The 20,631-nt window shown below is 68.3% G+C and carries 23 protein-coding genes; 9 read left to right on the forward strand and 14 right to left on the reverse strand.

Features of this window, described 5'->3' with window-relative positions:
* Window positions 1–37 precede the first annotated feature (37 nt).
* The 10 genes from rapZ to BLP83_RS04835 all read right to left on the reverse strand — a co-directional run bounded on the left by rapZ (window position 38) and on the right by BLP83_RS04835 (window position 7,890).
* Window positions 38–943: an RNase adapter RapZ gene (rapZ, locus tag BLP83_RS04790; protein ID WP_091239550.1), complete on the reverse strand. Its 906-nt coding sequence runs from the start codon at window positions 941–943 to the stop codon at window positions 38–40.
* Entirely contained in the window at window positions 940–1,890 is a 951-nt protein-coding gene (gene hprK, locus BLP83_RS04795) for an HPr(Ser) kinase/phosphatase (RefSeq protein WP_091239553.1), read from the reverse strand. Before hprK ends, rapZ begins: the two co-directional genes overlap by 4 nt.
* Before the next feature lie 16 nt (window positions 1,891–1,906).
* Entirely contained in the window at window positions 1,907–2,377 is a 471-nt protein-coding gene (ptsN, locus tag BLP83_RS04800; RefSeq protein WP_091239556.1) for a PTS IIA-like nitrogen regulatory protein PtsN, read from the reverse strand.
* Between the two features lie 63 nt (window positions 2,378–2,440).
* Window positions 2,441–2,767: a ribosome hibernation-promoting factor, HPF/YfiA family gene (gene hpf, locus BLP83_RS04805; protein ID WP_091239557.1), complete on the reverse strand. Its 327-nt coding sequence runs from the start codon at window positions 2,765–2,767 to the stop codon at window positions 2,441–2,443.
* 291 nt (window positions 2,768–3,058) lie between these two features.
* Complete coding sequence (locus BLP83_RS04810; protein WP_091239560.1) at window positions 3,059–4,519, reverse strand: RNA polymerase factor sigma-54; 1,461 nt, start codon at window positions 4,517–4,519, stop codon at window positions 3,059–3,061.
* Window positions 4,519–5,238, reverse strand: a complete 720-nt coding sequence (gene lptB, locus BLP83_RS04815) for an LPS export ABC transporter ATP-binding protein (RefSeq protein WP_091239563.1) — start codon at window positions 5,236–5,238, stop codon at window positions 4,519–4,521. Before lptB ends, BLP83_RS04810 begins: the two co-directional genes overlap by 1 nt.
* Window positions 5,238–5,771 carry a lipopolysaccharide transport periplasmic protein LptA gene (gene lptA / locus BLP83_RS04820; protein ID WP_091239566.1) on the reverse strand — a complete coding sequence of 178 codons (534 nt, stop codon included), beginning with the start codon at window positions 5,769–5,771 and terminating at the stop codon, window positions 5,238–5,240. The genes lptB and lptA overlap by 1 nt, the downstream gene beginning before the upstream one ends.
* Window positions 5,752–6,330 carry an LPS export ABC transporter periplasmic protein LptC gene (gene lptC / locus BLP83_RS04825; RefSeq protein WP_091239568.1) on the reverse strand — a complete coding sequence of 193 codons (579 nt, stop codon included), beginning with the start codon at window positions 6,328–6,330 and terminating at the stop codon, window positions 5,752–5,754. The genes lptA and lptC overlap by 20 nt, the downstream gene beginning before the upstream one ends.
* Window positions 6,324–6,878: a KdsC family phosphatase gene (locus BLP83_RS04830; protein ID WP_218121195.1), complete on the reverse strand. Its 555-nt coding sequence runs from the start codon at window positions 6,876–6,878 to the stop codon at window positions 6,324–6,326. Before BLP83_RS04830 ends, lptC begins: the two co-directional genes overlap by 7 nt.
* Window positions 6,868–7,890, reverse strand: coding sequence for a KpsF/GutQ family sugar-phosphate isomerase (locus BLP83_RS04835; protein WP_091239571.1), 1,023 nt, complete (start codon window positions 7,888–7,890; stop codon window positions 6,868–6,870). The genes BLP83_RS04830 and BLP83_RS04835 overlap by 11 nt, the downstream gene beginning before the upstream one ends.
* Window positions 7,891–8,100: 210 nt before the next feature.
* Here BLP83_RS04835 and BLP83_RS04840 point away from each other — a divergent pair, with 210 nt between their 5' ends.
* The 3 genes from BLP83_RS04840 to BLP83_RS04850 all read left to right on the forward strand — a co-directional run bounded on the left by BLP83_RS04840 (window position 8,101) and on the right by BLP83_RS04850 (window position 10,082).
* A complete protein-coding gene (locus tag BLP83_RS04840) occupies window positions 8,101–8,337 on the forward strand; it encodes a BolA family protein (RefSeq protein WP_091239573.1) in 237 nt (78 codons plus the stop codon).
* Window positions 8,338–8,341: 4 nt separating this feature from the next.
* Window positions 8,342–9,598, forward strand: a complete 1,257-nt coding sequence (gene murA / locus BLP83_RS04845) for a UDP-N-acetylglucosamine 1-carboxyvinyltransferase (RefSeq protein ID WP_091239575.1) — start codon at window positions 8,342–8,344, stop codon at window positions 9,596–9,598.
* Between the two features lie 259 nt (window positions 9,599–9,857).
* Window positions 9,858–10,082, forward strand: coding sequence for a hypothetical protein (locus BLP83_RS04850; protein WP_091239577.1), 225 nt, complete (start codon window positions 9,858–9,860; stop codon window positions 10,080–10,082).
* A gap of 75 nt (window positions 10,083–10,157) precedes the next feature.
* Here the strand turns inward: BLP83_RS04850 and BLP83_RS18155 are convergent, their stop codons facing one another.
* Both BLP83_RS18155 and BLP83_RS04855 read right to left on the reverse strand, forming a co-directional pair.
* Complete coding sequence (locus BLP83_RS18155; RefSeq protein WP_143006541.1) at window positions 10,158–10,925, reverse strand: hypothetical protein; 768 nt, start codon at window positions 10,923–10,925, stop codon at window positions 10,158–10,160.
* A 2-nt stretch (window positions 10,926–10,927) separates the two neighbouring features.
* A complete protein-coding gene (locus BLP83_RS04855) occupies window positions 10,928–12,526 on the reverse strand; it encodes an electron transfer flavoprotein-ubiquinone oxidoreductase (protein ID WP_091239580.1) in 1,599 nt (532 codons plus the stop codon).
* A gap of 153 nt (window positions 12,527–12,679) precedes the next feature.
* Here BLP83_RS04855 and BLP83_RS04860 point away from each other — a divergent pair, with 153 nt between their 5' ends.
* Both BLP83_RS04860 and BLP83_RS04865 read left to right on the forward strand, forming a co-directional pair.
* Window positions 12,680–13,279 (forward strand): alpha-ketoglutarate-dependent dioxygenase AlkB family protein, encoded by a 600-nt coding sequence (locus BLP83_RS04860; protein ID WP_176764010.1) that lies wholly within the window; start codon window positions 12,680–12,682, stop codon window positions 13,277–13,279.
* 165 nt (window positions 13,280–13,444) lie between these two features.
* On the forward strand, window positions 13,445–14,290 hold the full coding sequence (locus BLP83_RS04865; RefSeq protein WP_091239582.1) for a BP74-related protein: 846 nt from the start codon (window positions 13,445–13,447) through the stop codon (window positions 14,288–14,290).
* Window positions 14,291–14,412: 122 nt separating this feature from the next.
* Here BLP83_RS04865 and BLP83_RS04870 read toward each other — a convergent pair whose 3' ends face one another.
* Window positions 14,413–15,297 carry a DMT family transporter gene (locus BLP83_RS04870; protein ID WP_176764012.1) on the reverse strand — a complete coding sequence of 295 codons (885 nt, stop codon included), beginning with the start codon at window positions 15,295–15,297 and terminating at the stop codon, window positions 14,413–14,415.
* A gap of 124 nt (window positions 15,298–15,421) precedes the next feature.
* On the opposite strand from BLP83_RS04870, the gene BLP83_RS04875 reads away from it, so the two are divergent.
* Window positions 15,422–16,666 carry a threonine/serine exporter family protein gene (locus tag BLP83_RS04875; RefSeq protein WP_091239587.1) on the forward strand — a complete coding sequence of 415 codons (1,245 nt, stop codon included), beginning with the start codon at window positions 15,422–15,424 and terminating at the stop codon, window positions 16,664–16,666.
* A gap of 83 nt (window positions 16,667–16,749) precedes the next feature.
* Here the strand turns inward: BLP83_RS04875 and BLP83_RS04880 are convergent, their stop codons facing one another.
* Window positions 16,750–17,067 (reverse strand): H-NS histone family protein, encoded by a 318-nt coding sequence (locus BLP83_RS04880; protein ID WP_091239589.1) that lies wholly within the window; start codon window positions 17,065–17,067, stop codon window positions 16,750–16,752.
* Window positions 17,068–17,552: 485 nt separating this feature from the next.
* Here BLP83_RS04880 and BLP83_RS04885 point away from each other — a divergent pair, with 485 nt between their 5' ends.
* The 3 genes from BLP83_RS04885 to BLP83_RS04895 are packed head-to-tail and all read left to right on the forward strand — an operon-like array spanning window position 17,553 to window position 20,610.
* Window positions 17,553–18,329, forward strand: a complete 777-nt coding sequence (locus BLP83_RS04885) for an SDR family oxidoreductase (protein WP_091239590.1) — start codon at window positions 17,553–17,555, stop codon at window positions 18,327–18,329.
* Window positions 18,329–19,393 (forward strand): phosphotransferase, encoded by a 1,065-nt coding sequence (locus BLP83_RS04890; RefSeq protein ID WP_091239592.1) that lies wholly within the window; start codon window positions 18,329–18,331, stop codon window positions 19,391–19,393. The genes BLP83_RS04885 and BLP83_RS04890 overlap by 1 nt, the downstream gene beginning before the upstream one ends.
* Window positions 19,393–20,610, forward strand: a complete 1,218-nt coding sequence (locus tag BLP83_RS04895) for an acyl-CoA dehydrogenase family protein (protein ID WP_091239594.1) — start codon at window positions 19,393–19,395, stop codon at window positions 20,608–20,610. Before BLP83_RS04890 ends, BLP83_RS04895 begins: the two co-directional genes overlap by 1 nt.
* Window positions 20,611–20,631: the final 21 nt, after the last annotated feature.

Raw genomic sequence — 20,631 nt, forward strand, 5'->3', positions numbered from 1 at the left:
GATTCCCGATTCCCCATTCCCGATTCCCGAGCGAAGCTCATTCGATCTCCCTGTGGAAGGTCACCACCTGTTCGCGGCCATTCTCGCGCAGGTGGCTGGCTACGGCTTCCGCGCAGTAGACCGAGCGATGGCGGCCGCCGGTGCAGCCGAAGGCGATGGTGACGTAGCTGCGGCTGTCGCTCTCGAAGCGTGGCAGGAAGCTGTCGAGGAAGCGGATGACGAGGTCCAGGTAGTCGCGCACCAGCGGCTGTTCGTCCAGGTGCTCGCGTACGGCCGCGTCGCGGCCGGACAGCGGCCGCAGCGCGGGCAGCCAGTGCGGGTTCGGCAGGCAGCGCACGTCGAACACGAAGTCGGCGTCCGCGGGTAGGCCGTGCTTGTAGGCGAAGGATTCGAGCAGGATCGACAGCCGCGTGGCGGAGGAGACGCTGGCGATCTCGGTGGTGATCTTGCGCCGCAGCTGGTGGACGTTGAGTTCGCTGCTGTCGATCACCGCATCGGCCAGCGCCATCAGCGGCCGCAGCAGCTCGCGCTCGCGGGCGATGGCCTCGGCCAGGGGCAGGCCATGGCGCGACAGCGGATGGCGCCGTCGGGTCTCGTTGAAGCGCTTGATCAGCACCTCGTCGCGGGTGTCGAGAAAGACCAGCCGGTAGCCGTGCCCGGCCTGGCCGAGCGCGGCCAGCGAGCGCGGCAGATCGGCGAGGTCCTCGACCCGATTGCGCACATCGATGCCCACGGCGAGGCGGGTGGCGTCGCGATCGCCGTCGACCACGCTGTCCACGAACTGCGGCAGCAGCTCGGCGGGCAGGTTGTCGGCGCAGTAGTAATCGAGGTCCTCCAGGGTGCGCAAGGCCACCGACTTGCCGGAGCCCGACAGCCCGCTGACGACCAGCACCTGCGCCTGCGCCTGCGCCGCGGCCGGCGTCGCATCGGTGGGAGCGTTCATGATTCGAGTTTCCGCATCTGGTGGGCCTGGCGGTCCATGAAGGTCTGTGCGGGGTCGGCGCCCTTGGACTTGAGGATGTGCGAGCGCACCGCCGCCTCGACCAGCACGGCGAGGTTGCGGCCCGGCGCCACTGGCAGGGTGATCTGCGGGATGTCGAGATCCAGCACGCGACGATGGCTGCGGTCGCCGTGCAGGCGATCCAGGGTGGCAGGTGGCGCGGCGGGATCGTAGCGCTCGAGGTGGACGATCAGGCGCAGGTACTTGTTCCGCTTCACCGAGGTGTCGCCGAACATTTCGCGCACGTTGAGAATGCCCAAGCCGCGCACTTCGATCAGGTCCTGCAGCAGCTCGGGGCAGGTGCCGTCGAGCACATCCGGGGCGATCTGGGTGAATTCAGGCGCATCGTCTGCCACCAGCCGATGGCCACGGGTGATCAGTTCCAGCGCCAGCTCGCTCTTGCCCGAGCCGGAGTCGCCGGTGATCAGCACGCCGATCGAATAGACCTCCATGAACACGCCGTGCAGGGTGAGCCTGCGCGCCAGTGCGCGTGCCAGGTGGTACTGGAGGTAGGTCAGCAGCTCATGGCCGCGGCGCGGCGAGCTCCACAGCGGGGTGTCGGTCTCGTTGCAGGCGTCGCGCAGGTCCGGCGGCGCCGACTGGTCGCGGCTTACCAGCAGGGCCAAGGGCCGCGCGTTCATGATCTTGGCGAGGGTTTCCCAGCGCTGGCGGGAATCCAGCGCGTCGAGGTAGGCCAGCTCTTCGGCGCCGATGATCTGCACCTTGTTGGCGTGGATCGTATTGAGGTAGCCGGCCAGCGAAGGTCTGCGGGCGAGATGTTCGCCGGGCTCGATCTCGCGGCGCTCGCCGCGCTGTCCGGCGAGCCAGCGCAGGCCCAGGCGTTCCTGCAGCTGCTCATAGAGCTCGCGGGCGCTGATGCGGGCGTCCATGCGTCCGCGCCTGCGCTCAGGCGGCGGCGTGGGTGAGTTGCCAGTCCGCCAGCAGGGCGTAGAGGCTGGCACTGTCGGGCGCACTGCGCAGGCGCTGGCAGAAGCCTGAATCGCCGAACATTTCGGCGAGCTGCGAGAGCAGCACCAGATGCTGGTGGCTGAAGTGCTCCGGCACCGCCATGGCGAATACCAGATCCACCGGGGCGCCGTCGATCGCGCCGAAATCGATGCCGTCGGAAAGGCGCACGAAAGCGCCAATGGCATTGCTCAGCCCCGGCGTGCGTCCGTGTGGAATCGCCACGCCATGGCCCAGCCCGGTCGAGCCCAGCTTCTCGCGGGCGAACAGGCTGTCGAAGATGGCGCGCTCGCAGGCTTCGCCCTGGCCATCGGCCAGACTGGCGGCGAGCGTTTCCAGCAGGCGCTTCTTGCTGGTGGCGCTGACGCCGACCGAGGTGCGGGCAGGCGTCAGGAGGTCGATCAGGAGCATGGTGTCATTGCCTGGGGAAGGCGGGCCGCCGGGCCAGCAGGGCCGGCCCGGCGGCGTAGGGTACTAGCCGAAGCTGCCGTTGCGCGAGGGTGCGTCGCCGCGGTGGTGGTCGGTCAGCTTTTCCTTGTGCTTGACCACCTGGCGGTCCAGCTTGTCGGCGAGCAGATCGATGGCGGCGTACATCGACTCCGCCACCGACTCGGCGTGGATGTGGCGGCCGGCGGCGTGCAGGGTCGCTTCGGCCTTGTGGTCGAGCTTGTCGACCGACAGGATCACATGGACATCGAGCAGGTGGTCGAAGTGGCGCTCAAGGCGCGCCAGCTTGGTTTCGACGTACTCGCGCAGGGCGGCGGTGACATCGATCTGGTGACCACTGATATCGAATCGCATGGCTGGAACCTCCTAGGGGAACGTCCGGTTGGAGCCCGCTGCCGGCACGTTCCAGGCGGCAGGGGAGGGCGCGGCGGTCAAGCCGCGCGGCAAGGAGCGGCATGCAAGGGCCGCTCCAGAACAGGTTGGGATCAGGAGGCGCGAACCAAGTTCGCGCTGCAAAAACCGGAGTGTCGGTCTGCAGACGGGTGCTCCGGCGCCGCCGGGGGCTTCGCCCATCGCGGCAAGGCCCATGCGCGATGGGCGGGAGTGGATCGGGATGCCGGGATCGTCTGGATGGGCCATTGGCGCTCAGCTTACCCGCTGGCGCTCGTTTGAGGAGGGGATGCTCATCGCTTCCCGGTATTTCGCCACCGTCCGCCGCGCGACCGAGATGCCCTCCGCCTGCAGCAGCTCGGTCAGGCGAGCGTCCGACAGGGGCTTGCGCGGGGATTCCGCATCGATCAGGCGCTTGATCATGGCCTGGATCGCCGTGCTGGAAGCGCTGCCACCGTCGACCGTGGACACGCCCGACGAGAAGAAGTGCTTGAACTCAAAGGTCCCACGTGGGGTGTGCAGATACTTGCGGGTGGTCACCCGCGAAATCGTCGACTCGTGCAGTTCGAGCTCCTCGGCGATTTCGCGCAGCACCAGCGGACGCATGGCCTCGGGGCCGTGTTCGAGGAAGGCGCTCTGCTGGCGGACGATGCATTCGGCCACGCGGAGGATGGTGTCTGCGCGGGTTTCCAGCGAGCGGATCAGCCAGCGCGCTTCCTGCAGCTGGCCGCGCAGATAGCTGGCATCGCCGCGCGCGGCCACGCCGATCATCGCCTCGTATTGTCGGTTGATGCCCACGCGCGGCAGGCAGCCGGGCGCCAGGCTGACGCGCCAGGTCCCGCCCTGGCGCCAGGCATAGGCATCGGGCGCGACATACTCGACGCGTTCGCCGCCGTAGCTGGCGCCGGGTTTTGGATCCAGTCTGCGCAGCAGGGCCACGGCCTCGGCCACCCGTTCTGCGTCGAGCTTCAGCTGCTGGGCCAGCTTGAGGGTGCCAAGGCGGGCCAGGTCCTCCAGATGACCCCGCGCGATCTTCTGCGCCAGCGCCCAGGCGGGGCTGTCGTCCTGCTGGGCGCGCAGCTGCACGCACAGGCACTCGGCCAGCGTGCGTGCGCCCACGCCCAGCGGATCGAACTGCTGGATGTGCGCCAGCACGGCCTGCAGCTCATCGGCGTCGGCCTCGATCTCCGGCCTTAGGGTGGCGCGCACCGAGTCGAAGTCCTCCTGCAGATAGCCGTCGTCGCCGATGGCGTCGATCAGGGCGCGGCCGATGGCCTGGTCGCGCGCCGACAGATGCGAGAGTCCGAGCTGCCACAGCAGGTGGTCATGCAGGCTTTCGGTAACCGTGCCCTGCAGGCTCTCCAGGCGATCTTCGCCGTCGCCACCGCTGCTGCCGCTGCCGGCCGCGGTTTCGAGGTCCCAGTCCGGTTCGTAGTCGAGCGGGCTTTCGAGGACCTCGGTCGCGGCCTCGTCGGCACCGGTTTCGTTGCCGCCAGCGCCTGCGGCCTCGGCGTCCGCGGCCGCCGAGGCTTCGTCTCCGCCCGCCGCCTGCGGATCGGCGTCTTCGGCGCGCTCCAGCAGCGGGTTGGACTCGATGGCCTCGTTCAGCTCCGTTTCCAGCTCTACGGTCGACATCTGCAGCAGGCGGATCGCCTGCCGCAGCTGCGGGGTCAGCGTCAGCTGCTGGCCCATCCGCAGTTGCAGGGAGGGTTTCATCACATCCGGAACCCGTCGCCCAGGTAGACGCGGCGCACCTCGGCGTTCTCCAGCACCTCGGCCGGGCTGCCCTCCGCCAGCACGCCGCCGTCGTTCAGGATATAGGCGCGGTCGCAGATGCCCAGGGTCTCGCGCACGTTGTGGTCGGTGATCAGCACGCCGATGCCGCGGGCCTTCAGGTGTCGCACGATGCGCTGGATCTCGCCGACCGAAATCGGATCGACGCCGGCGAAGGGCTCGTCGAGCAGCATCATCCGCGGCTTGGCCGCCAGCGCCCGGGCGATTTCGACGCGGCGGCGCTCGCCGCCCGAGAGACTTGCGCCAAGGCTGTCGGCGACGTGGCCGATCTGCAGCTCGTCGAGCAGGGCCTGCAACTCGCGCTGGCGTTCGACGTCCCCGAGATCCTCGCGCAGCTCAAGCACGGCAAGGATGTTGTCGGCGACCGACAGGCGCCGGAACACAGAGGCCTCCTGCGGCAGGTAGCCGACGCCCAAGCGGGCACGGGCGTGCATGGGCAGGGCGGTGATGTCCTGCTGATCGAGCTGGATCTGGCCGCCGTCCGCCGGCACCAGGCCGACGATCATGTAGAAGCAGGTGGTCTTGCCGGCGCCGTTCGGGCCGAGCAGGCCGACGACTTCACCGCGGTCGAGCGTCAGTGAGAAGTCGCGCACCACCTCACGATCGCGGTAGCGCTTGCGCAGGTTGCGGGCACTGAGCATCAGCCGCCGTCCGTCGGAGTGGCGGGGGCGGCAGCGTTAGGGCGCGGCTGGAAACTCATGCGGATGCGGTCGTTGGCGCCCTCGCCGCGGGCGTTCAAGCGGCCATTGGCCATGTCGTAGGTGATGACTTCGCCCTGCAGCATGCCTTCGGGGCGGTCGACCTGGACCGCTCCCTCCAGCAGTACCTCGTTCGAGGTCGGCGTGTAGGTCACCTTGCGGGCGCGCACGCTGACCGGCTGCCCCTGATCGTCGATCTGCTTGAGCGAGGCAGGCTCGCCCTCGAACACCACCCGGCTCAACTCGCCGGCCGCGCGGGTCAGCGTCGCCTTGTCGGCGCGGATCTCCAGGCTGCCCTGGGTGATCACCACCTCGCCGCTCAGGATCGAATCGCCGTCGGCGAGGGTGGCATCGCCCGCGCGGGCGGAGACGTCGACGGGCTGCTGGCGGTCGGCGCTCGCCGCCAGCGCGCTGCCGCTCGCAGCAAGGAGAAACATGCCAGCCAGCAGGCGGCCGTCAGCGCGAAGGGGGCTCATAGCGGGCGCTCACCTGGTCGAGAAGTCGGAAACGGCGGGTGTCGAGCTCGGCCTCGAGGCCGAGCCCGCGGAGTATAAAACCGGGCCCGGAGGCGGTCACCGCATCGGCGCTGCGCAGCTGGCGCGCGCGCGGAAACAGGTCCAGCCGCTCGGTTTTGAGCTCGGACGGGCCGTCGGCACCTTCGGGTGCACTGACGCGCACGGCGCGCAGCAGGCGCAGTTCGCTGGCGTCCGCGCTGACCCAGGCGGCGTCGGAGCGCGCCAGCCAGCGGCCGCCCTCGGCATCCGGCAGCGTGAACTCCGGCGCGCTCACCTCCAGCGTGCCCGCCGTCGGGTGCCGGGCCAGCCGCGGGCCGCGGGCGGCGAAGGCTTCGCGGCCTTCGGCATCAAGAGCCACCATCGAGAAATCGGTGAGGAAGTAGTCCGAGCGCGGCGGCCCGACCAGGGCCGGGGCCGGGGCCGGTTCGCGCAGCAGCCAGACCAGCCAGCTGCTCACCGCCGCCGCCAACAGCAGCCCGATCAGGACGGGAATCTGGCGCGCCTGCATGGCCTTCAGCACGGCACGAAGCGTGACAGCACTTCGGCGCTGCGGCCCTGGGCCTCGATGACGAAATCGCAGAACTCGCGCACCGCACCATGGCCGCCGGCCGCGCGGGTCTGCCAGTCGACGCGCGCGGCCACCCAGGCGTGGGCGTTCGCCGGCGCCACGCTGAAGCCGGCGACGGCCATGGCCGCGAGATCGGGCAGGTCATCGCCCATGAAGGCCGCGGCCTCGGGTTCGATGCGCAGGCTGGCGCACAGCGCCGACAGCGCCGCGCCCTTGTCGTGGCTGCCCTGGATCAGGTGGCGGATGCCGAGATCGGCCGCGCGCCGCGCTACCAGCGGGCTGGTGCGGGCGGTGATGAGGGCGATCTCGACGCCGATGCCGCCCAGCAGCTTCAGGCCCTGGCCATCGTGCACGTCGAAGCTCTTCAGCTCGCGGCCGTCGTCGCTGAAAAAAAGGCGGCCGTCAGTCAGCGTGCCGTCGACGTCGAAGGCAGCCAGGCGCAGGCCCGCGGCGCGGGCGCGGGCTTCGCTCGCGGACAGATGACGCAGCTCAGACGACACGGGCGCGCAGCAGGTCGTGGATGTTGAGGGCGCCGACCGCGTGCTGCTCAGCGTCGACCACCACCAGCGCGCTGATCTTGTGCGACTCCATCAGGCGGGCGGCTTCGACCGCCAGCTTGTCGGCGGTGATGGTCTTGGGTGCGCGCGTCATCACGCTCTCGACGATGGTGGCGCGCAGGTCGAAACCGGGATCGTCCATCGCCCGGCGCAGGTCCCCGTCGGTGAACACGCCGACCAGGCGGTTGTCGGCATCGACCACTGCGGTCATGCCGAGGCGCTTGCGGCTGATCTCCAGCACGGCCTCGCTGATCGAGGCGGACGCAGCGACCCGCGGCACTTCTTCGCCGCTGTGCATGATGTCGCCGATGTGCAGCAGCAGGCGACGGCCGAGGCTGCCGGCCGGATGCGAGCGGGCGAAGTCGTCGGCGGTGAAGCCGCGCGCTTCCAGCAGGGCCACGGCCAGTGCATCGCCCATGACCAGGGCGGCGGTGGTGCTGGAGGTGGGCGCGAGACCCAGCGGGCAGGCTTCGGCCGGCACGCTGACGTCGAGGTGCACGTCGGCGAGGCGCGCGAGCGTCGACTCCGGCCGGCCAGTCATCGCGATCAGCGGATTGCCCTGGCGGCGCAGCACCGGAAGGATGGTCAGCAGCTCGTCGGTTTCCCCGGAGTTCGACACCGCGATGACGACATCGGCATCGGTGATCATGCCCAGATCGCCGTGACTGGCTTCGCCGGGATGCACATAGAACGCCGGGGTGCCTGTCGAGGCCAGCGTCGCTGCGATCTTGCGCGCGATGTGGCCCGACTTGCCCATGCCGCTGCAGACCACCCGGCCCTCGCAGGCGAACATCAGCCGGCAGGCGGCGACGAAGTGCTGGTCGATGCGCGCGCGCAGGGCTTCGATGGCGTCGCGCTCAACGTCGATGACCTCGCGCCCGCTGTGGATCAGCGTCTCGGCCGAGAGACCGCTGGCGTCGCGAAGAGAGGGCAGGGGCTGCACTTGGGCGCTCATGGCGGGATTCAGGGATTCCGAAGAAACGGCGGTCGGGTGGCGCTTGGCCGCGGGCAGCGGAACGCCGGCGGATTCTGACGAGTTGTGGCAGGTGCCGGGACGGCCGGCGGGGATGCTTTAGAATCGCCGGCCATTCTACCCCGCCCCGCACCGGGGCCGCCCGCGCCCGGCGCGCTGCATCCCGGACGCGAGGCGCTGCCAAGCCTGCCCATGACCCCTGAAACCATCCGTGAACTGATCGAAGCCGGGCTGCCCGGCGCCCGCGCCCATGTGCAGGGCGACGACGGCGTGCACTTCGAAGCCCTCGTCATCTCCGACGCCTTTGCCGGCAAGCTGCCGCTGGCCCGCCACCGCATGGTCTACGCGACCTTGGGCGACCTGATGGGCGGCGCGATCCATGCGCTGTCGCTGAAGACCCAGACCCCCGCCGAAGCCGGCGAGGGCTGATCCGATGGCGAAAATCCAGATCACCGGCAACGGCCCGCTGAGCGGCGAGGTGTGGATCTCCGGCGCCAAGAACGCCGTGCTGCCCATTCTGTGTGCAGGTCTGCTGGCGGACGGCCCGATGGACATCGGCAACGTGCCGCACCTGCATGACGTCACCACCACTCTGGAGCTGCTGGGCCAGATGGGGGTCACGCTCGGCATCGAAGACCGCATGCGCATCACCCTCGATGCCAGCCGTGCCGACCGATTCGTCGCGCCCTATGAGCTGGTCAAGACCATGCGCGCCTCGATCCTGGTGCTGGGCCCGCTGGTGGCGCGCTTCGGCCAGGCCGAAGTGAGCCTGCCGGGTGGCTGCGCGATCGGTTCGCGCCCGGTCGACCAGCACATCCGCGGGCTGCAGGCGATGGGAGCGGAGATCACGGTCGAGGGCGGCAACATCCGCGCCCGCGCCAAGCGCCTCAAGGGCACCCGCTTCGTGTTCGACATGGTGACCGTCACCGGCACCGAAAACATCCTGATGGCGGCGACGCTGGCCGAAGGCACCACCATCATCGAGAACGCCGCGCAGGAGCCCGAGGTTACCGACCTCGCCCACTGCCTGCAGGCGATGGGCGCGCAGATCGAGGGCATCGGCACCAGCACGCTCACCGTGCATGGCGTGGAGCGGCTGCATGGCTGCCGCTACGACGTCATCGCCGACCGCATCGAGACCGGCACCTTCCTGGTGGCGGGCGCGATCACCCGCGGCCGGGTGATGTGCAAGCACACCCGCGCCGACACGCTGGACGCCGTGCTGCAGAAGCTCGAGAAGGCCGGCGCCCACATCAACACCGGTGCCGACTACATCGAACTCGACATGCAGGGCCGCCGCCCGCGCGCGGTCGATCTGACCACCGCGCCCTACCCGGCGTTCCCGACCGACATGCAGGCGCAGTTCGTGGCCCTGAATGCGGTGGCCGAAGGCGTCGGCATCGTCACCGAGACGGTGTTCGAGAACCGCTTCATGCACATCGAAGAGCTGCGTCGCCTGGGGGCGGACATCCGCGTCGAGGGCAACTCCGCGATCATCCGCGGCGTCAACGAACTCACCGCCGCGCCGATCATGGCCACCGACCTGCGCGCCTCGGCCAGCCTGGTGCTGGCGGGCCTCGTCGCCCGCGGCGATACCGTGGTCGACCGCATCTACCACATCGACCGCGGCTACGAGTGCATCGAAGAGAAGCTGGGCGGTCTGGGGGCCTTGATCCGGCGCTTGCCGTGAGCGCGCGCTGAGCGCGCGTTCGGGATCACGGCCGCTGCGCGGCCTTGGGATTCGGGATTCGGGATTCGCAGGAGCGCGCTCGGATCCTTGTGCGCCCGGTTTTGTCAGTGGATTGGTCGCTCTGCTCTTGAAGCCCCTCTCCCAGTGGGAGAGGGGCCCAAAGCCCGCGCCGCTACCGCCTCGCGCTCCGATGTGCGTGCGCAGACGAGTCGGCCCAAGGTTCGAAGACCTGCTTCCTGATTTCGTCGAAGACTGCGTGATGGATCGCGAGGATCTGCTTGGGCTTCGCGACGAAGCCCTTATCTTCGAAAAGTTCCACCAGGCGCTCGCTGTCGATGCGTTCGATAGGAATCACGCCCTCGCGGCTGGCATCGGCCTTGGCATAGGCGCTGAAGCGGCCGGTGGTGATGAGGACGCCCTTCTCGACTCACCCGGGCAGCGCGATGCGGAACTCGCTGACGCGGGGCGCTCCACCTCCATGTAGCGTTTCGCTTGGAAGGTCACTCTCATGCTTGACGAGGGCACTCGGGCGGAGCTCGTCCGCCCGTCTACTGGCCGACTAGTGCGATGAGTGTGTTTCAGCAGTCTCCAACAGAGCGTCGAATTGCTTTAGCAACCGATCGATTGCTGCGTCATCGGCATCCAGGCATTGGTGGAGTCGGACTTCCAGTTCGCCAGAAACGCAGGAGGCGAGCACAACGTGCCTCCCATCAAGACACACCAAATGAAGGGTCTGTGCGTGAGGAACCTTCCACAAGGACGGACTGCTCCAAGCAGATCGAAGAGATTCCAGCTCGACCAAGGGGATTCGGCTCAAGGTGCGCTGCGATCCGCGGGCGAGAATTTCTGACTCTCCAGCCGCGTGTTCCGCGGGGTCATCTTCCTGTGTCGGAGGTGGTGCTGGCCTCTGGACGAGTACGTGTTCGTCCAGGTGCGCTTCATCGCGACCGATGCGTAGCTGCAGCCATCGGGTATCCGCCCACGCTTCGGCGATCCAGAGCTGGTGGCGCTCGCGCTCCACTTCCACGATGCGGGAGTCACAGCGGCTGAGCTCAGAGAACTGAATGTCAAAAGGCGGTGCAGAGCGGTCGTGGAAATCTCGCTCGAATAGGGTCAACGCGACTGCTGCCATGCGCGTGGCTTCAGCTCGAATTGGCGTGGGTTCACCCTGCAACTCCAGCCACGGCTTGGGCAGCAAACTCCCCCCATCGCCCGCTTCAGCCGCCGGCCGGAACTCCCGCTCCAGATACAGCGCTGGGGCCACGGGGAAGGCCAGGGCGAGCGTCAGCCCCAGTGTCCGCAGCCACGAGATTCGCGGCTTCGCCACGGCTACAGGTTCTGGTAGTTCGGCCCCGCCGCCCCCTCAGGCGTCACCCAGTTGATGATCTGGTAGGGGTCCTTGATGTCGCAGGTCTTGCAGTGCACGCAGTTGGCGGCGTTGATCTGCAGGCGCTTGCCGGCCTCGTCCTCGACCATCTCGTAAACGCCGGCCGGGCAGAAGCGGGTGCAGGGGTTGCCGTATTCCTCGGCGCACTTGGTCACGCAGACGTCGGTGTTTTCGACGCGCAGGTGCACGGGCTGGTCTTCGTCGTGCTCGGTGGCGGCGTAGTAGACGCCGGCCAGGCGGTCGCGCGGGGCGAGGCTGCGGTCGACGTAGTCGCGCTTCGGCTTCTCGGCTTCGCTGAGTTTCTGCAGCGAGGACCAGTCCGGCTTGACCTTCAACGTCCACGGCGAGGCGCCGCCGGTCACCGTTTCCCAGCCCGAGTTGACCAGGCCGAACCACAGGCCCTTCTTGAAGCCGGGCTTGAAGTTGCGGACCTTCTTGAGTTCCGAATACACCACCGAGCCGCGCAGCTTGGCGTCCCAGCCTTCGACCTGATCGGTGCTGGCGATGTGCTCGGCGGCGAGCATGCCCGAGCGCATCGCCTGGTGCACACCCTTGATCTTGGGCACGTTGACCAGGCCGGCATCGCAACCGATCAGGATCGCGCCCGGCATCTCCGTCTTGGGCAGGCTCTGGTAGCCGCCGGTGACGATGGCGCGCGCGCCGGCCGAGAGAATGCTGCCGCCGTCCAGCAGCGGCTTCACGGTCGGGTGGTGCTTCCACTGCTGGAAGGCTTCGTAGGGCTGGTAGTTCGGGTCGCGGTAGTCGAGGCCCGAGACATAGCCGAGCGCGATGCGGCCGCCGGTCAGGTGGTACAGGAAGCTGCCGCCGTAGGTGCGCGAGTCGGCCGGCCAGCCGAGGCTGTGCACGATCTTGCCGGGAGTGACGCGGTCTTCCGGCACCTGCCACAGCTCCTTGATGCCGATCGAGTAGCTCTGCGGATCGCTGTTGGCATCCAGCCCGTACTGCTTGATGAGCTGCTTGGCGAGATGCCCGCGCGCGCCCTCGGCGAGCACGGTGATGCGGGCGCGGATGTCGATGCCCTGGGTGTAGCCGGGCTTGTGCGAGCCGTCTTTGGCCACGCCCATGTCGCCGATCCGCACGCCGACCACTCGGCCGTCCTCGATCAGGGTCTCGGCGGCAGCGAAGCCGGGGTAGATCTCCACGCCCAGGGCTTCTGCCTGCGGCGCCAGCCAGGCGCAGGTGGCGCCCAGACTGACGATGAAGTTGCCGTGGTTGTTCATCTGCGGCGGCACGATCGGGAACTTGAAGCCGCCGGTCTTGGTGAGGAACCAGAACTCGTCTTCGGTGGCCGGCACGCAGATCGGCGGCGGATTGTCGCGCCAGCCGGGCAGCAGCTCGTCCAGCGGGCCGGGCTCGATCACCGCACCGGAGAGAATCTGCGCGCCGATCGTCGAGGCCTTCTCGATCACGCAGACCGACAGATCCGGCTTGAGCTGCTTCAGTCGGATGGCGAAGGCGAGGCCGGCAGGGCCTGCGCCCACCGTGACCACGTCGTATTCCATGACATCGCGCTCGCTCATGGCTGGCTCCTGGCTGTGTGCGTAAAGGGCGGCATTATCGGTGGCGGGGCGTGCAGGCGACAGCGTCTTGACCGTCTTGCCCGCAGAGTGCCGACGCGCGCGACCTGCATGGGGCAGGCCTGGCCGGCGAGGTTGGCAAGCATACTTCAGCGTATGGAATGGATCGAGATCGCGCTCGATGGCGCCGAACTGCGGATCGCGCCAGCCTTCCTGCAGGCTGAGGAGGCCGATGCGCTGCTCGCGGCACTCAGCGCTGAAATCCCCTGGGAGCAGCACCGCATCCGGCTCTATGGTCGCGAGCACGCCTCGCCGCGGCTGTCCTGCTGGATCGGCGACCCCGGTGCGGCCTACACCTATTCGCGCACCCGCTTCGAGCCGCGGCCGTGGACGCCTGCGCTGGCCGGCCTGAAGCCGCGGATCGAGCAGGCCTGCGGCGCGCGCTTCAACAGCGTGCTCGCCAACCTCTACCGCGACGGTGCCGACGGCATGGGCTGGCACGCCGATGACGAGCCCGAGCTGGGGCCAGAGCCGGTGATCGCTTCGCTCAGTCTGGGCGCGGTACGCGGCTTTGCCTTCCGCGACCTCGCCGAGCGCCGCCAGCGGCTCAAGCTCGAGCTGCCCCACGGCAGCCTGCTGCGGATGGCCGGGCGCACCCAGAGCCTGTACCAGCACGCCATCGCCAAGAGCGCCCGGGCATTGCCGCCGCGGCTGAACCTGACCTTCCGCTGGATCGGGTGCCGTCCTGCGGCATGAAGGGCTCGGGGTTCTGTGGCATGCTCCCGCCGTCCGTTCTGCAGCTGGACAAAGCGCCGCCCGGATTCGTGGGGGACTGGGTTCCGGCGCCAGTGAATTCCATTCTTGGCCGCGCCCGGTCTGGCGTGGTGCGGACACCGCGGTCCCTCTTTCCAGGAGCAGTGCATGAATCCGACCCTCAAGCTCGCGGCATCTGTGTGCCTGAGCCTTTCCTTCTCCGTGTCCGCCCACGCGGAAACCGTCTGGTTCGAAATCGCCGAGATCGAGACCGAGCGCAACCAGAGCTTCCTCGTCCCCTTGAGCGACCCCGAACACATCGCCCAGGCGCGGGCGATCATCGCCAACGGCGGGCGGCCGGGCGAGGACATTCCGGGCATCCTGCTGGCCAAAATCGGCGCGGGCGGCGACGGCTTCAACCGCGATGTCCGCGATCCCGACCAGCGTTTGTGGCGCTGGCACATCGAGAGCGTGGACGGTTTCGGCGGCTTCGCCATCGAGCTCTGCGATGGCTGGCCCGGATTCGTCGAGGAGAATCCCAAGGCCTTCATCCAGAACACCGGGGGTCAGATCTGTTTCTGGGGCTATACCGTCAAGTCCGAGTTGCCGGGGGCGCCGCCATTCGAGATCGCCGAGGGACTCGATGGTGCTTGGTACGACCCCGAACGCACGGGGCAGGGTGTGTATATCGATGTGCTCGAAGAGCAAGGCAAGCTCGCGTTCGCATGGTTCACTTGGTCGCAGGGCGCTCCGGGTGCGGCGCGAGCCGCTGAGCACCTCTGGTTCTCGGGGCTGACCGACATCGACGGCGATGAAGCGGCGGGCACGGTCTACCAGACAACCGGAGGCAGTTTCTCGGGCCTGCAACAGTCCTTGGACACGCGGGGTGCCGGCGTCACCACCTTCGTCTTCAAGGACTGCAACACCGCCACCATGAGCTATCGGTTCAGCACTGGCGAGCAGGGTGAAATTCCCCTGGTTCGTGCGGTGCCGCTCAAGGGCTGCATGCGCTGAGCGGGTAGGCGCCATCGAGGGACGTGGGCTGCCGGGCCAGGCCCGACCTGGTCGCGGTCGAATGCAGGACATCGCGACTCGGCAGGGTCTGGCTCGCGCAGCCGCAAAGCCCGAGCCTGGCCTCAAACCACCATGCAGCCCACCCCCGCCATCGCCAGGGCGATGCCGCAGGCGCGGCGGCGGTCCATGGGCTCGCGCAGCCACAGCCAGGCCAGCAGGACGATGAAGGCCGATGAGCTTTCATTGAGGATGGCCGCGACCATGGCGTCGGTGTACTTGTAACCGCCCAGCCAGAACAGGGTCGACAGGAACTGGCCCACGAAGGCCGCGATCAGCAGGGTCGGCCAGTGCACCCGCATGTGCCGCGGGTTCAGGCTGCGCAGCTCGCCGCGCAGGCCGACGATCAGCAGCAGTCCGAGCAGGGCCCCGCCCATGCGGATCAGGCTGATCCAGACCAAGGGCTGCGCCTCCAGCACGCGCTTCACCATGACGATGGCGACCGCCATCAGCAGGATCGCGAGCACGCCCAGCAGCACGCCCGACAGCACGCTGGGGCCCCCGGTGTCGCGCTCGCGCTTGCTGCTCACCAGCAGCACGCCGGAACTCACCAGCACGAAGCCCACGATCTGCAGCGGCCCGAGGCGTTCGCCGAGGAAGACGAAGGACAGGGCGATGACGAAGGGGCTGTAGAGGTTGCCGATGATGCCCATGCGGCCGGCGCCGAGCTGATTCAGCGCCTTCAGGTAGAGCGTGTCGGCGAGAGCGAGACCGATCACGCCGCTGGTGACGGCGATGGCGATTTCGGCGGCGCTCATGTCGGGCAGGGCTAGGCCGTGCACCAGCGGCACCGCGCCGGCCAGCATGCCCAGCACGAGGGCATTCTTGATGAAATTCAACTGCAACGGCGGCAGCCAGGTGCCGAGCTTGCTGTAGAGGATCACGCCCACAGCCCAGGCCAGCGCGCTGAGCAGCGCGAAGGCTTCGCCGAGGCCGAACTGGATGGGCATGCAGATTCCGTTATGGCCGCGCGACGAGGGGCGCGAAGTATGCCCGCCCGCACGATGCGGCGAGCGCGTCCATGCGTGACTCGCGCAGCCGCTATCCTTGGCGGCCCCGCGATGCCCGACGCCCATGAGCACACAGCCCAGCTACGCCGATCGCATCGAGTTCCTGCTGCAGCTCGCGGCCAGCCTGCACACCTATGGCACCACCGCCCAGCGCCTTGAGTTGGCGATCTCCAAGGTGGCAGCACGACTGCGCCTGCGCTGCCAGCCCATGGCCAACCCGACCGGGCTGATCCTGTCGGTGGTGGATGCCGACGCCGTGGTCGCCGAGGGCGCGCCCGCCGCTGAAACCACCCGGGTCGTAAGGCTGGAGCCCGGCGATGTCGATCTGGCCCGGCTGTGCGCGGCGGATGCCATCGCCGAGAAGGTGCTGGCCGGCGAGATGAGCCTGAACGAAGGTTCGCGCGCGCTGCGCGAGCTGAAGGCGCCGTCGGGGCCGGGCGCGCAGGCCTTGACCGCCTTGAGCTTCGGCTTGGCCTCGGCCAGCGTGGCCGGCCTGCTGGGCACGGCCTGGGCCGATATCGCGACCGCTGCCGGTATCGGTTGGGTGATCGGCCTGCTCTATGTGCTGGGTGCCGGGCGTCCGCGCCTGTCCGAGGGCTTGGACGCCATTGCCGCGCTCCTGGCAACCCTGCTGGCGACGGCGGTGGCCTTCTGGCTGGTGCCGATCAACCTGAAGACGGTCGTGGTGGCCAGCCTGATCGTGCTGCTGCCCGGCCTGACGCTCGCGAACGCGGTGTCGGAGTTGTCCAGCCAGCATCTGATGGCGGGCACTGCGCGCTTTGCGGGGGCGGTTTCCACGCTACTGAAACTGACCTTTGGCACCGTGGCGGCCACCCAGTTCGCGCGCCTGTTGGGCTGGGTGCCGGCTGAGCCTCCGATGCCGGTGCCGCCGGAATGGCTGGAGTGGGCGGCACTGCTGGTGGCCGCCTATTCCTTCGCCGTGCTTTTCCGCGCTGATCGCCGCGATTATCCGGTGGTGATGGCCTCAGCCGTTCTGGGCTATCTGTGCAGTCGCTATGGCGGTGCGGCGCTGGGCAACGAAGCCGGTGTGTTCATGGCCGGCATGGCGGTGAGTGCCGCAAGCAATCTCTACGCGCGGACTTTCAGTCGCCCGGGCGCGGTGGTGCGGGTGCCGGGCATGATTCTTCTGGTGCCGGGCAGCGTGGGCTTTCGCAGCCTGTCATTCGTTTTCGAGCGTGATGTGTTTCTCGGTTTGGATGCGGGATTCACGGTCATCACCGTGCTGATTTCGCTGGTCGCCGGTTTGCTTTTCGGCAACCTGCTGATTCCTCCGCGCCGCAGTCTCTGAGCGCTGCCGCGCATTTGCCGAGCCCCGCAGAAAGCAGAACGCCGGCACTGGGGCCGGCGTTCCGTGTTGCCGCGTCCGCAGAATCAGCCGACGCGCAGCGATTCCTCCGATGCGCCCGAAGCCAGCGCATCCTTGAACCAGTTCGGGCGCTTGCCGCGGCCGGTCCAGGTTTGCGAGGGATCCGCCGGGTTGGCGTACTTCGCGCCGACGCTGCCCTTGCCGCCCTTGCCGCCCTTGCCGAACAGTTCCTCGATCGAGTAACCCTCGTCCTTGGCGATCTGGGTGAGCTTCTTGCGGACGTCGTTGATGCGCTGCTTGTGCAGATTGCGCTTGGTTTCCGCGGCCTTGGCGATCAGCTCGTCCAGCTGTTGCGGGCTGAGACCGGTCAGGTCGATGGACATGGAATGGCTCCTTCAGGGGACTCTGGATTTTTTTGGGTTGACGCGCTCCGAGTGTTCGCACTGACGTGGAACACAGCGTTTTATAGCCGAATGCCAATAGTCAAGGCAATTCCCGGATTCATACCTTTCGAGCGGTGCCTGCCGGATTCGAATCTGCGCAAGCACACAGACAAAGTGGAATTGACGCCCAGAAACCAGGCTGCGTGCAGCCGCTTTGGTGCGAGGCGCGAGTCGGTATTGGCCTGCGTCGCGGTCGATCCAAGGACCTCGATCCGCATTCTCGGCGTCGCTGCCATCGCGCGGCAGCGACCGCAGCTGCGGTCCGCACGGATACCCGTCGGCCCCGGCGCTTGCGATTCGAGCCAGCGGGCAGGCGGGGCGGCCGCCATCGCCCGGCCTTTCGGGCGGGTATCCTTGGTGCCTACGTGCAGAATCATATTCCGCAGATCAACACAGCCTGATTCAGGCGAAGGGAGCGCATCACCATGGGCGTACGTCAACTGTTTGAACTCGGCGGCCGCGTCGCCGTCGTCACTGGCGGCTCGCGCGGGCTCGGCCTGCAGATCGCGGAGGGTCTGGCCGAGATGGGCGCCAGACTGGTGATCACCGCGCGCAAGGCCGAGGAGCTGGCGCAGGCCCAAGCGCAGCTCGAAGCGCAGGGGGCCGACGTCCTGGCCGTGCCCATGGACATCGCCAAGCCGGGTGCAGCCGCAGTCCTGGTGGACGCCGCGCTGGCGCGCTTCGGCCGCATCGACATCCTGGTCAACAACGCCGGGGCCACCTGGGGGGCGCGTGCCGAAGAGCACCCGCCCGAGGCCTGGGCCAAGGTCATCGACCTGAACTTGAATGCCCTGTTCGCGCTGACCCAGGAAGTGGCTCGACGCTGCCTGCTGCCGCAGGGCAAGGGACGGATCATCAACGTGTCGTCCGTCGCCGGGCTGGGCGCTTCGCCGCCGGAAGTGCTGTGCGCCGCCGCCTACCACGCCAGCAAGGGCGCGGTGGTCAACCTGACCCGCGCGCTGGCCGCCGAGTGGGGCGGGCGCGGCATCACCGTCAACGGCATCTGCCCCGGCTTCTTCAGCAGCAAGATGGCCGACAAGATCATCGAGCGCTCGCACGAGCTGCTGACCCGTCTGACGCCGCGCGGGCAGATGGGTGGCGATGAGGATCTCAAGGGTCTCGCCGTGCTGTTGGCCTCGGATGCTTCGGCACATATCAATGGCCAGAACATCGCCGTCGACGGCGGCATGAGCGTGCTCTGATGGTCCTGCCCGCCGGTGTCACCGCTGTGCGCGAGGCGCATCGTATCGACGAGCTCGCTCTCGCCCTGTGGCTGAAGCAGACGCTGGGCTTCGAAGGGGCGCTGAAGCTCTGGCAGTTCGAGGGCGGGCAGAGCAACCCGACCTACTACCTCGAAGTGGGCAACGAGCGCCTGGTGCTGCGTCGCAAGCCGCCGGGCAAGCTGCTGCCCTCGGCGCATGCGGTCGATCGCGAGTACCGGGTGATCCGCGCGCTCCGTGGCAGCGCCGTGCCGGTGGCCGAGGCGCTTGCGCTCTGCGAAGACGAGGCCGTCATCGGCACCGCCTTCTACGTGATGCGCCACGTGCCGGGCCGGGTGTTCTGGGACCCGAAGCTGCCCGGGCTTGAACCCGCACAGCGGCGCGAGGCCTTTTTGTCGATGGCGCGGACCATCGCTGCCCTGCATGCGATTGAACCTGCGACGGTCGGGCTCGAGGACTACGGCGCACCGGGCAATTACCTGGAGCGCCAGACCAGTCGCTGGACCCGCCAGTACCAGGCCTCCGAAGCGCCACCGATCGCAGCGATGGAGCGCCTGATCGAATGGCTGCCCGCGCACCTGCCGCCGCCGAATGCGGTGCGCATCGTCCACGGCGACCTGCGCCTCGACAACTTCATCTTCGCGCCAGATTCCATCGAGATCCGCGCCCTGCTGGACTGGGAGCTGTCGACGCTCGGCGATCCGCTGGTCGACTTCGCTTACAGCACCCTGACCTGGCGCATGCCCGGTGCGGGCTTCCGCGGCTTGGCCGGCGTCGATATCGAAACCCTGGGCATTCCAAGCGAGGCCGAGTACATCGCCGAGTACTGCAGGCTTGCTGGCGTCGAGCTCGGCAGCGCCGGCCGACCCGCGCACTGGAACACCTACCTCGTCTTCAACCTGTTCCGGCTCGCTGCGATTCTGCAGGGCGTGCTGGCCCGCGCGCTGGCCGGCAACGCCGCGTCCAGCAAGGGCGCAGAAATGGGCAAGCAGGCCGTGCCGCTGGCCGAGCTGGCCTGGACCATCGCACAGAAGGAAGCGCCCTGATGGACTTCGAGTACTCGCAGCGCACGCAAGACCTGCTGGCCCGCGTCGAGGCCTTCATGCAGGCCGAGGTTCATCCCAACGAGGCCGCTTTCTTCGACGAGGTCGAGGCCAACCGCCGCGCCGGCAACGCCTGGGTGCCGACCCGTGTGGTCGAGGCGCTGAAGGCCAAGGCGAAAGCGGCCGGGCTTTGGAATCTGTTCCTGCCCGAGTCCGCGCGTGGCGCGGGCCTCAGCAATGCCGAGTACGCGCCGCTGTGCGAGCTGATGGGCCGCTCGCCGATCGCGCCGGAGGTGTTCAACTGCAGCGCGCCCGACACCGGCAACATGGAGGTGCTTGAGCGCTACGGCACACCGGCGCAGCAGGCGCAGTGGCTTGAGCCACTGCTGGCCGGCGAGATCCGCAGCTGCTTCGCCATGACCGAGCCCGACGTGGCCTCGTCCGATGCCACCCAGATCCGCACGCGCATCGAGCGCGACGGCGACGACTACGTCATCACCGGCCGCAAATGGTGGAGCTCGGGCGCCAACGACCCGCGCTGCCGGATCCTGATCGTGATGGGTCAGAGCCAACCCGACCACCCCAGCCCGCACCTGCGGCAGTCGATGATCCTGGTGCCCATGGACACGCCGGGCGTGCAGCTGCTGCGGCACTTGCCGGTGTTCGGCTACGACGACGCGCCGCACGGTCACGGCGAGATCGTCTTCGACAAGGTGCGGGTGCCGGAGGAGAACATCCTGCTCGGCGAGGGCCGGGGTTTCGAGATCGCCCAGGGGCGACTGGGGCCGGGCCGCATCCACCACTGCATGCGACTGATCGGCCTGGCCGAACGTGCGCTGGAGCTGATGTGCAAGCGCGCCTTGAATCGTCATGCCTTCGGCCGCGCCGTGGCGGAGCAGGGGGTGACCCGCGAGCGCATCGCCGAGGCGCGCATCCTGATCGACCAGGCCCGCCTGCTCACCCTCAACGCGGCCTGGAAGATGGACACGGTCGGCAACAAGGTGGCGGCCAAGGAGATCGCCATGATCAAGGTCGCCGCGCCGAACATGGCCTGCCAAGTGATCGACTGGGCCATCCAGGTGCATGGCGGCGGCGGCGTGAGTAATGACTTTCCGCTCGCGTACGCCTACGCGATGGCGCGTACCCTGCGCTTGGCCGATGGCCCCGACGAGGTCCATCGCAACCACATCGCCAAGCTCGAGCTGAAGCGCTGGAGCTGAACCACGCAGGGAATCACAGGG

The organism is Aquimonas voraii, from assembly GCF_900101825.1.
Lineage (GTDB): Bacteria > Pseudomonadota > Gammaproteobacteria > Xanthomonadales > Xanthomonadaceae > Aquimonas > Aquimonas voraii.

What these genes read in the sequence shown, in the direction of transcription:
- BLP83_RS04840 (WP_091239573.1), top strand. Translation starts at nt 8,101, where the DNA reads ATGACCCCTGAAACCATCCGTGAACTGATCGAAGCCGGGCTGCCCGGC.
- BLP83_RS04865 (WP_091239582.1), top strand. Translation starts at nt 13,445, where the DNA reads ATGAATCCGACCCTCAAGCTCGCGGCATCTGTGTGCCTGAGCCTTTCC.
- BLP83_RS04870 (WP_176764012.1), bottom strand. Translation starts at nt 15,297, where the DNA reads ATGCCCATCCAGTTCGGCCTCGGCGAAGCCTTCGCGCTGCTCAGCGCG.
- rapZ (WP_091239550.1), bottom strand. Translation starts at nt 943, where the DNA reads ATGAACGCTCCCACCGATGCGACGCCGGCCGCGGCGCAGGCGCAGGCG.
- hprK (WP_091239553.1), bottom strand. Translation starts at nt 1,890, where the DNA reads ATGGACGCCCGCATCAGCGCCCGCGAGCTCTATGAGCAGCTGCAGGAA.
- BLP83_RS04860 (WP_176764010.1), top strand. Translation starts at nt 12,680, where the DNA reads ATGGAATGGATCGAGATCGCGCTCGATGGCGCCGAACTGCGGATCGCG.
- BLP83_RS04880 (WP_091239589.1), bottom strand. Translation starts at nt 17,067, where the DNA reads ATGTCCATCGACCTGACCGGTCTCAGCCCGCAACAGCTGGACGAGCTG.
- BLP83_RS04885 (WP_091239590.1), top strand. Translation starts at nt 17,553, where the DNA reads ATGGGCGTACGTCAACTGTTTGAACTCGGCGGCCGCGTCGCCGTCGTC.
- BLP83_RS04875 (WP_091239587.1), top strand. Translation starts at nt 15,422, where the DNA reads ATGAGCACACAGCCCAGCTACGCCGATCGCATCGAGTTCCTGCTGCAG.
- BLP83_RS04850 (WP_091239577.1), top strand. Translation starts at nt 9,858, where the DNA reads ATGGATCGCGAGGATCTGCTTGGGCTTCGCGACGAAGCCCTTATCTTC.
- murA (WP_091239575.1), top strand. Translation starts at nt 8,342, where the DNA reads ATGGCGAAAATCCAGATCACCGGCAACGGCCCGCTGAGCGGCGAGGTG.
- lptA (WP_091239566.1), bottom strand. Translation starts at nt 5,771, where the DNA reads ATGAGCCCCCTTCGCGCTGACGGCCGCCTGCTGGCTGGCATGTTTCTC.
- BLP83_RS04890 (WP_091239592.1), top strand. Translation starts at nt 18,329, where the DNA reads ATGGTCCTGCCCGCCGGTGTCACCGCTGTGCGCGAGGCGCATCGTATC.
- ptsN (WP_091239556.1), bottom strand. Translation starts at nt 2,377, where the DNA reads ATGCTCCTGATCGACCTCCTGACGCCTGCCCGCACCTCGGTCGGCGTC.
- lptB (WP_091239563.1), bottom strand. Translation starts at nt 5,238, where the DNA reads ATGCTCAGTGCCCGCAACCTGCGCAAGCGCTACCGCGATCGTGAGGTG.
- BLP83_RS04855 (WP_091239580.1), bottom strand. Translation starts at nt 12,526, where the DNA reads ATGAGCGAGCGCGATGTCATGGAATACGACGTGGTCACGGTGGGCGCA.
- BLP83_RS04810 (WP_091239560.1), bottom strand. Translation starts at nt 4,519, where the DNA reads ATGAAACCCTCCCTGCAACTGCGGATGGGCCAGCAGCTGACGCTGACC.
- BLP83_RS04835 (WP_091239571.1), bottom strand. Translation starts at nt 7,890, where the DNA reads ATGAGCGCCCAAGTGCAGCCCCTGCCCTCTCTTCGCGACGCCAGCGGT.
- BLP83_RS04895 (WP_091239594.1), top strand. Translation starts at nt 19,393, where the DNA reads ATGGACTTCGAGTACTCGCAGCGCACGCAAGACCTGCTGGCCCGCGTC.
- hpf (WP_091239557.1), bottom strand. Translation starts at nt 2,767, where the DNA reads ATGCGATTCGATATCAGTGGTCACCAGATCGATGTCACCGCCGCCCTG.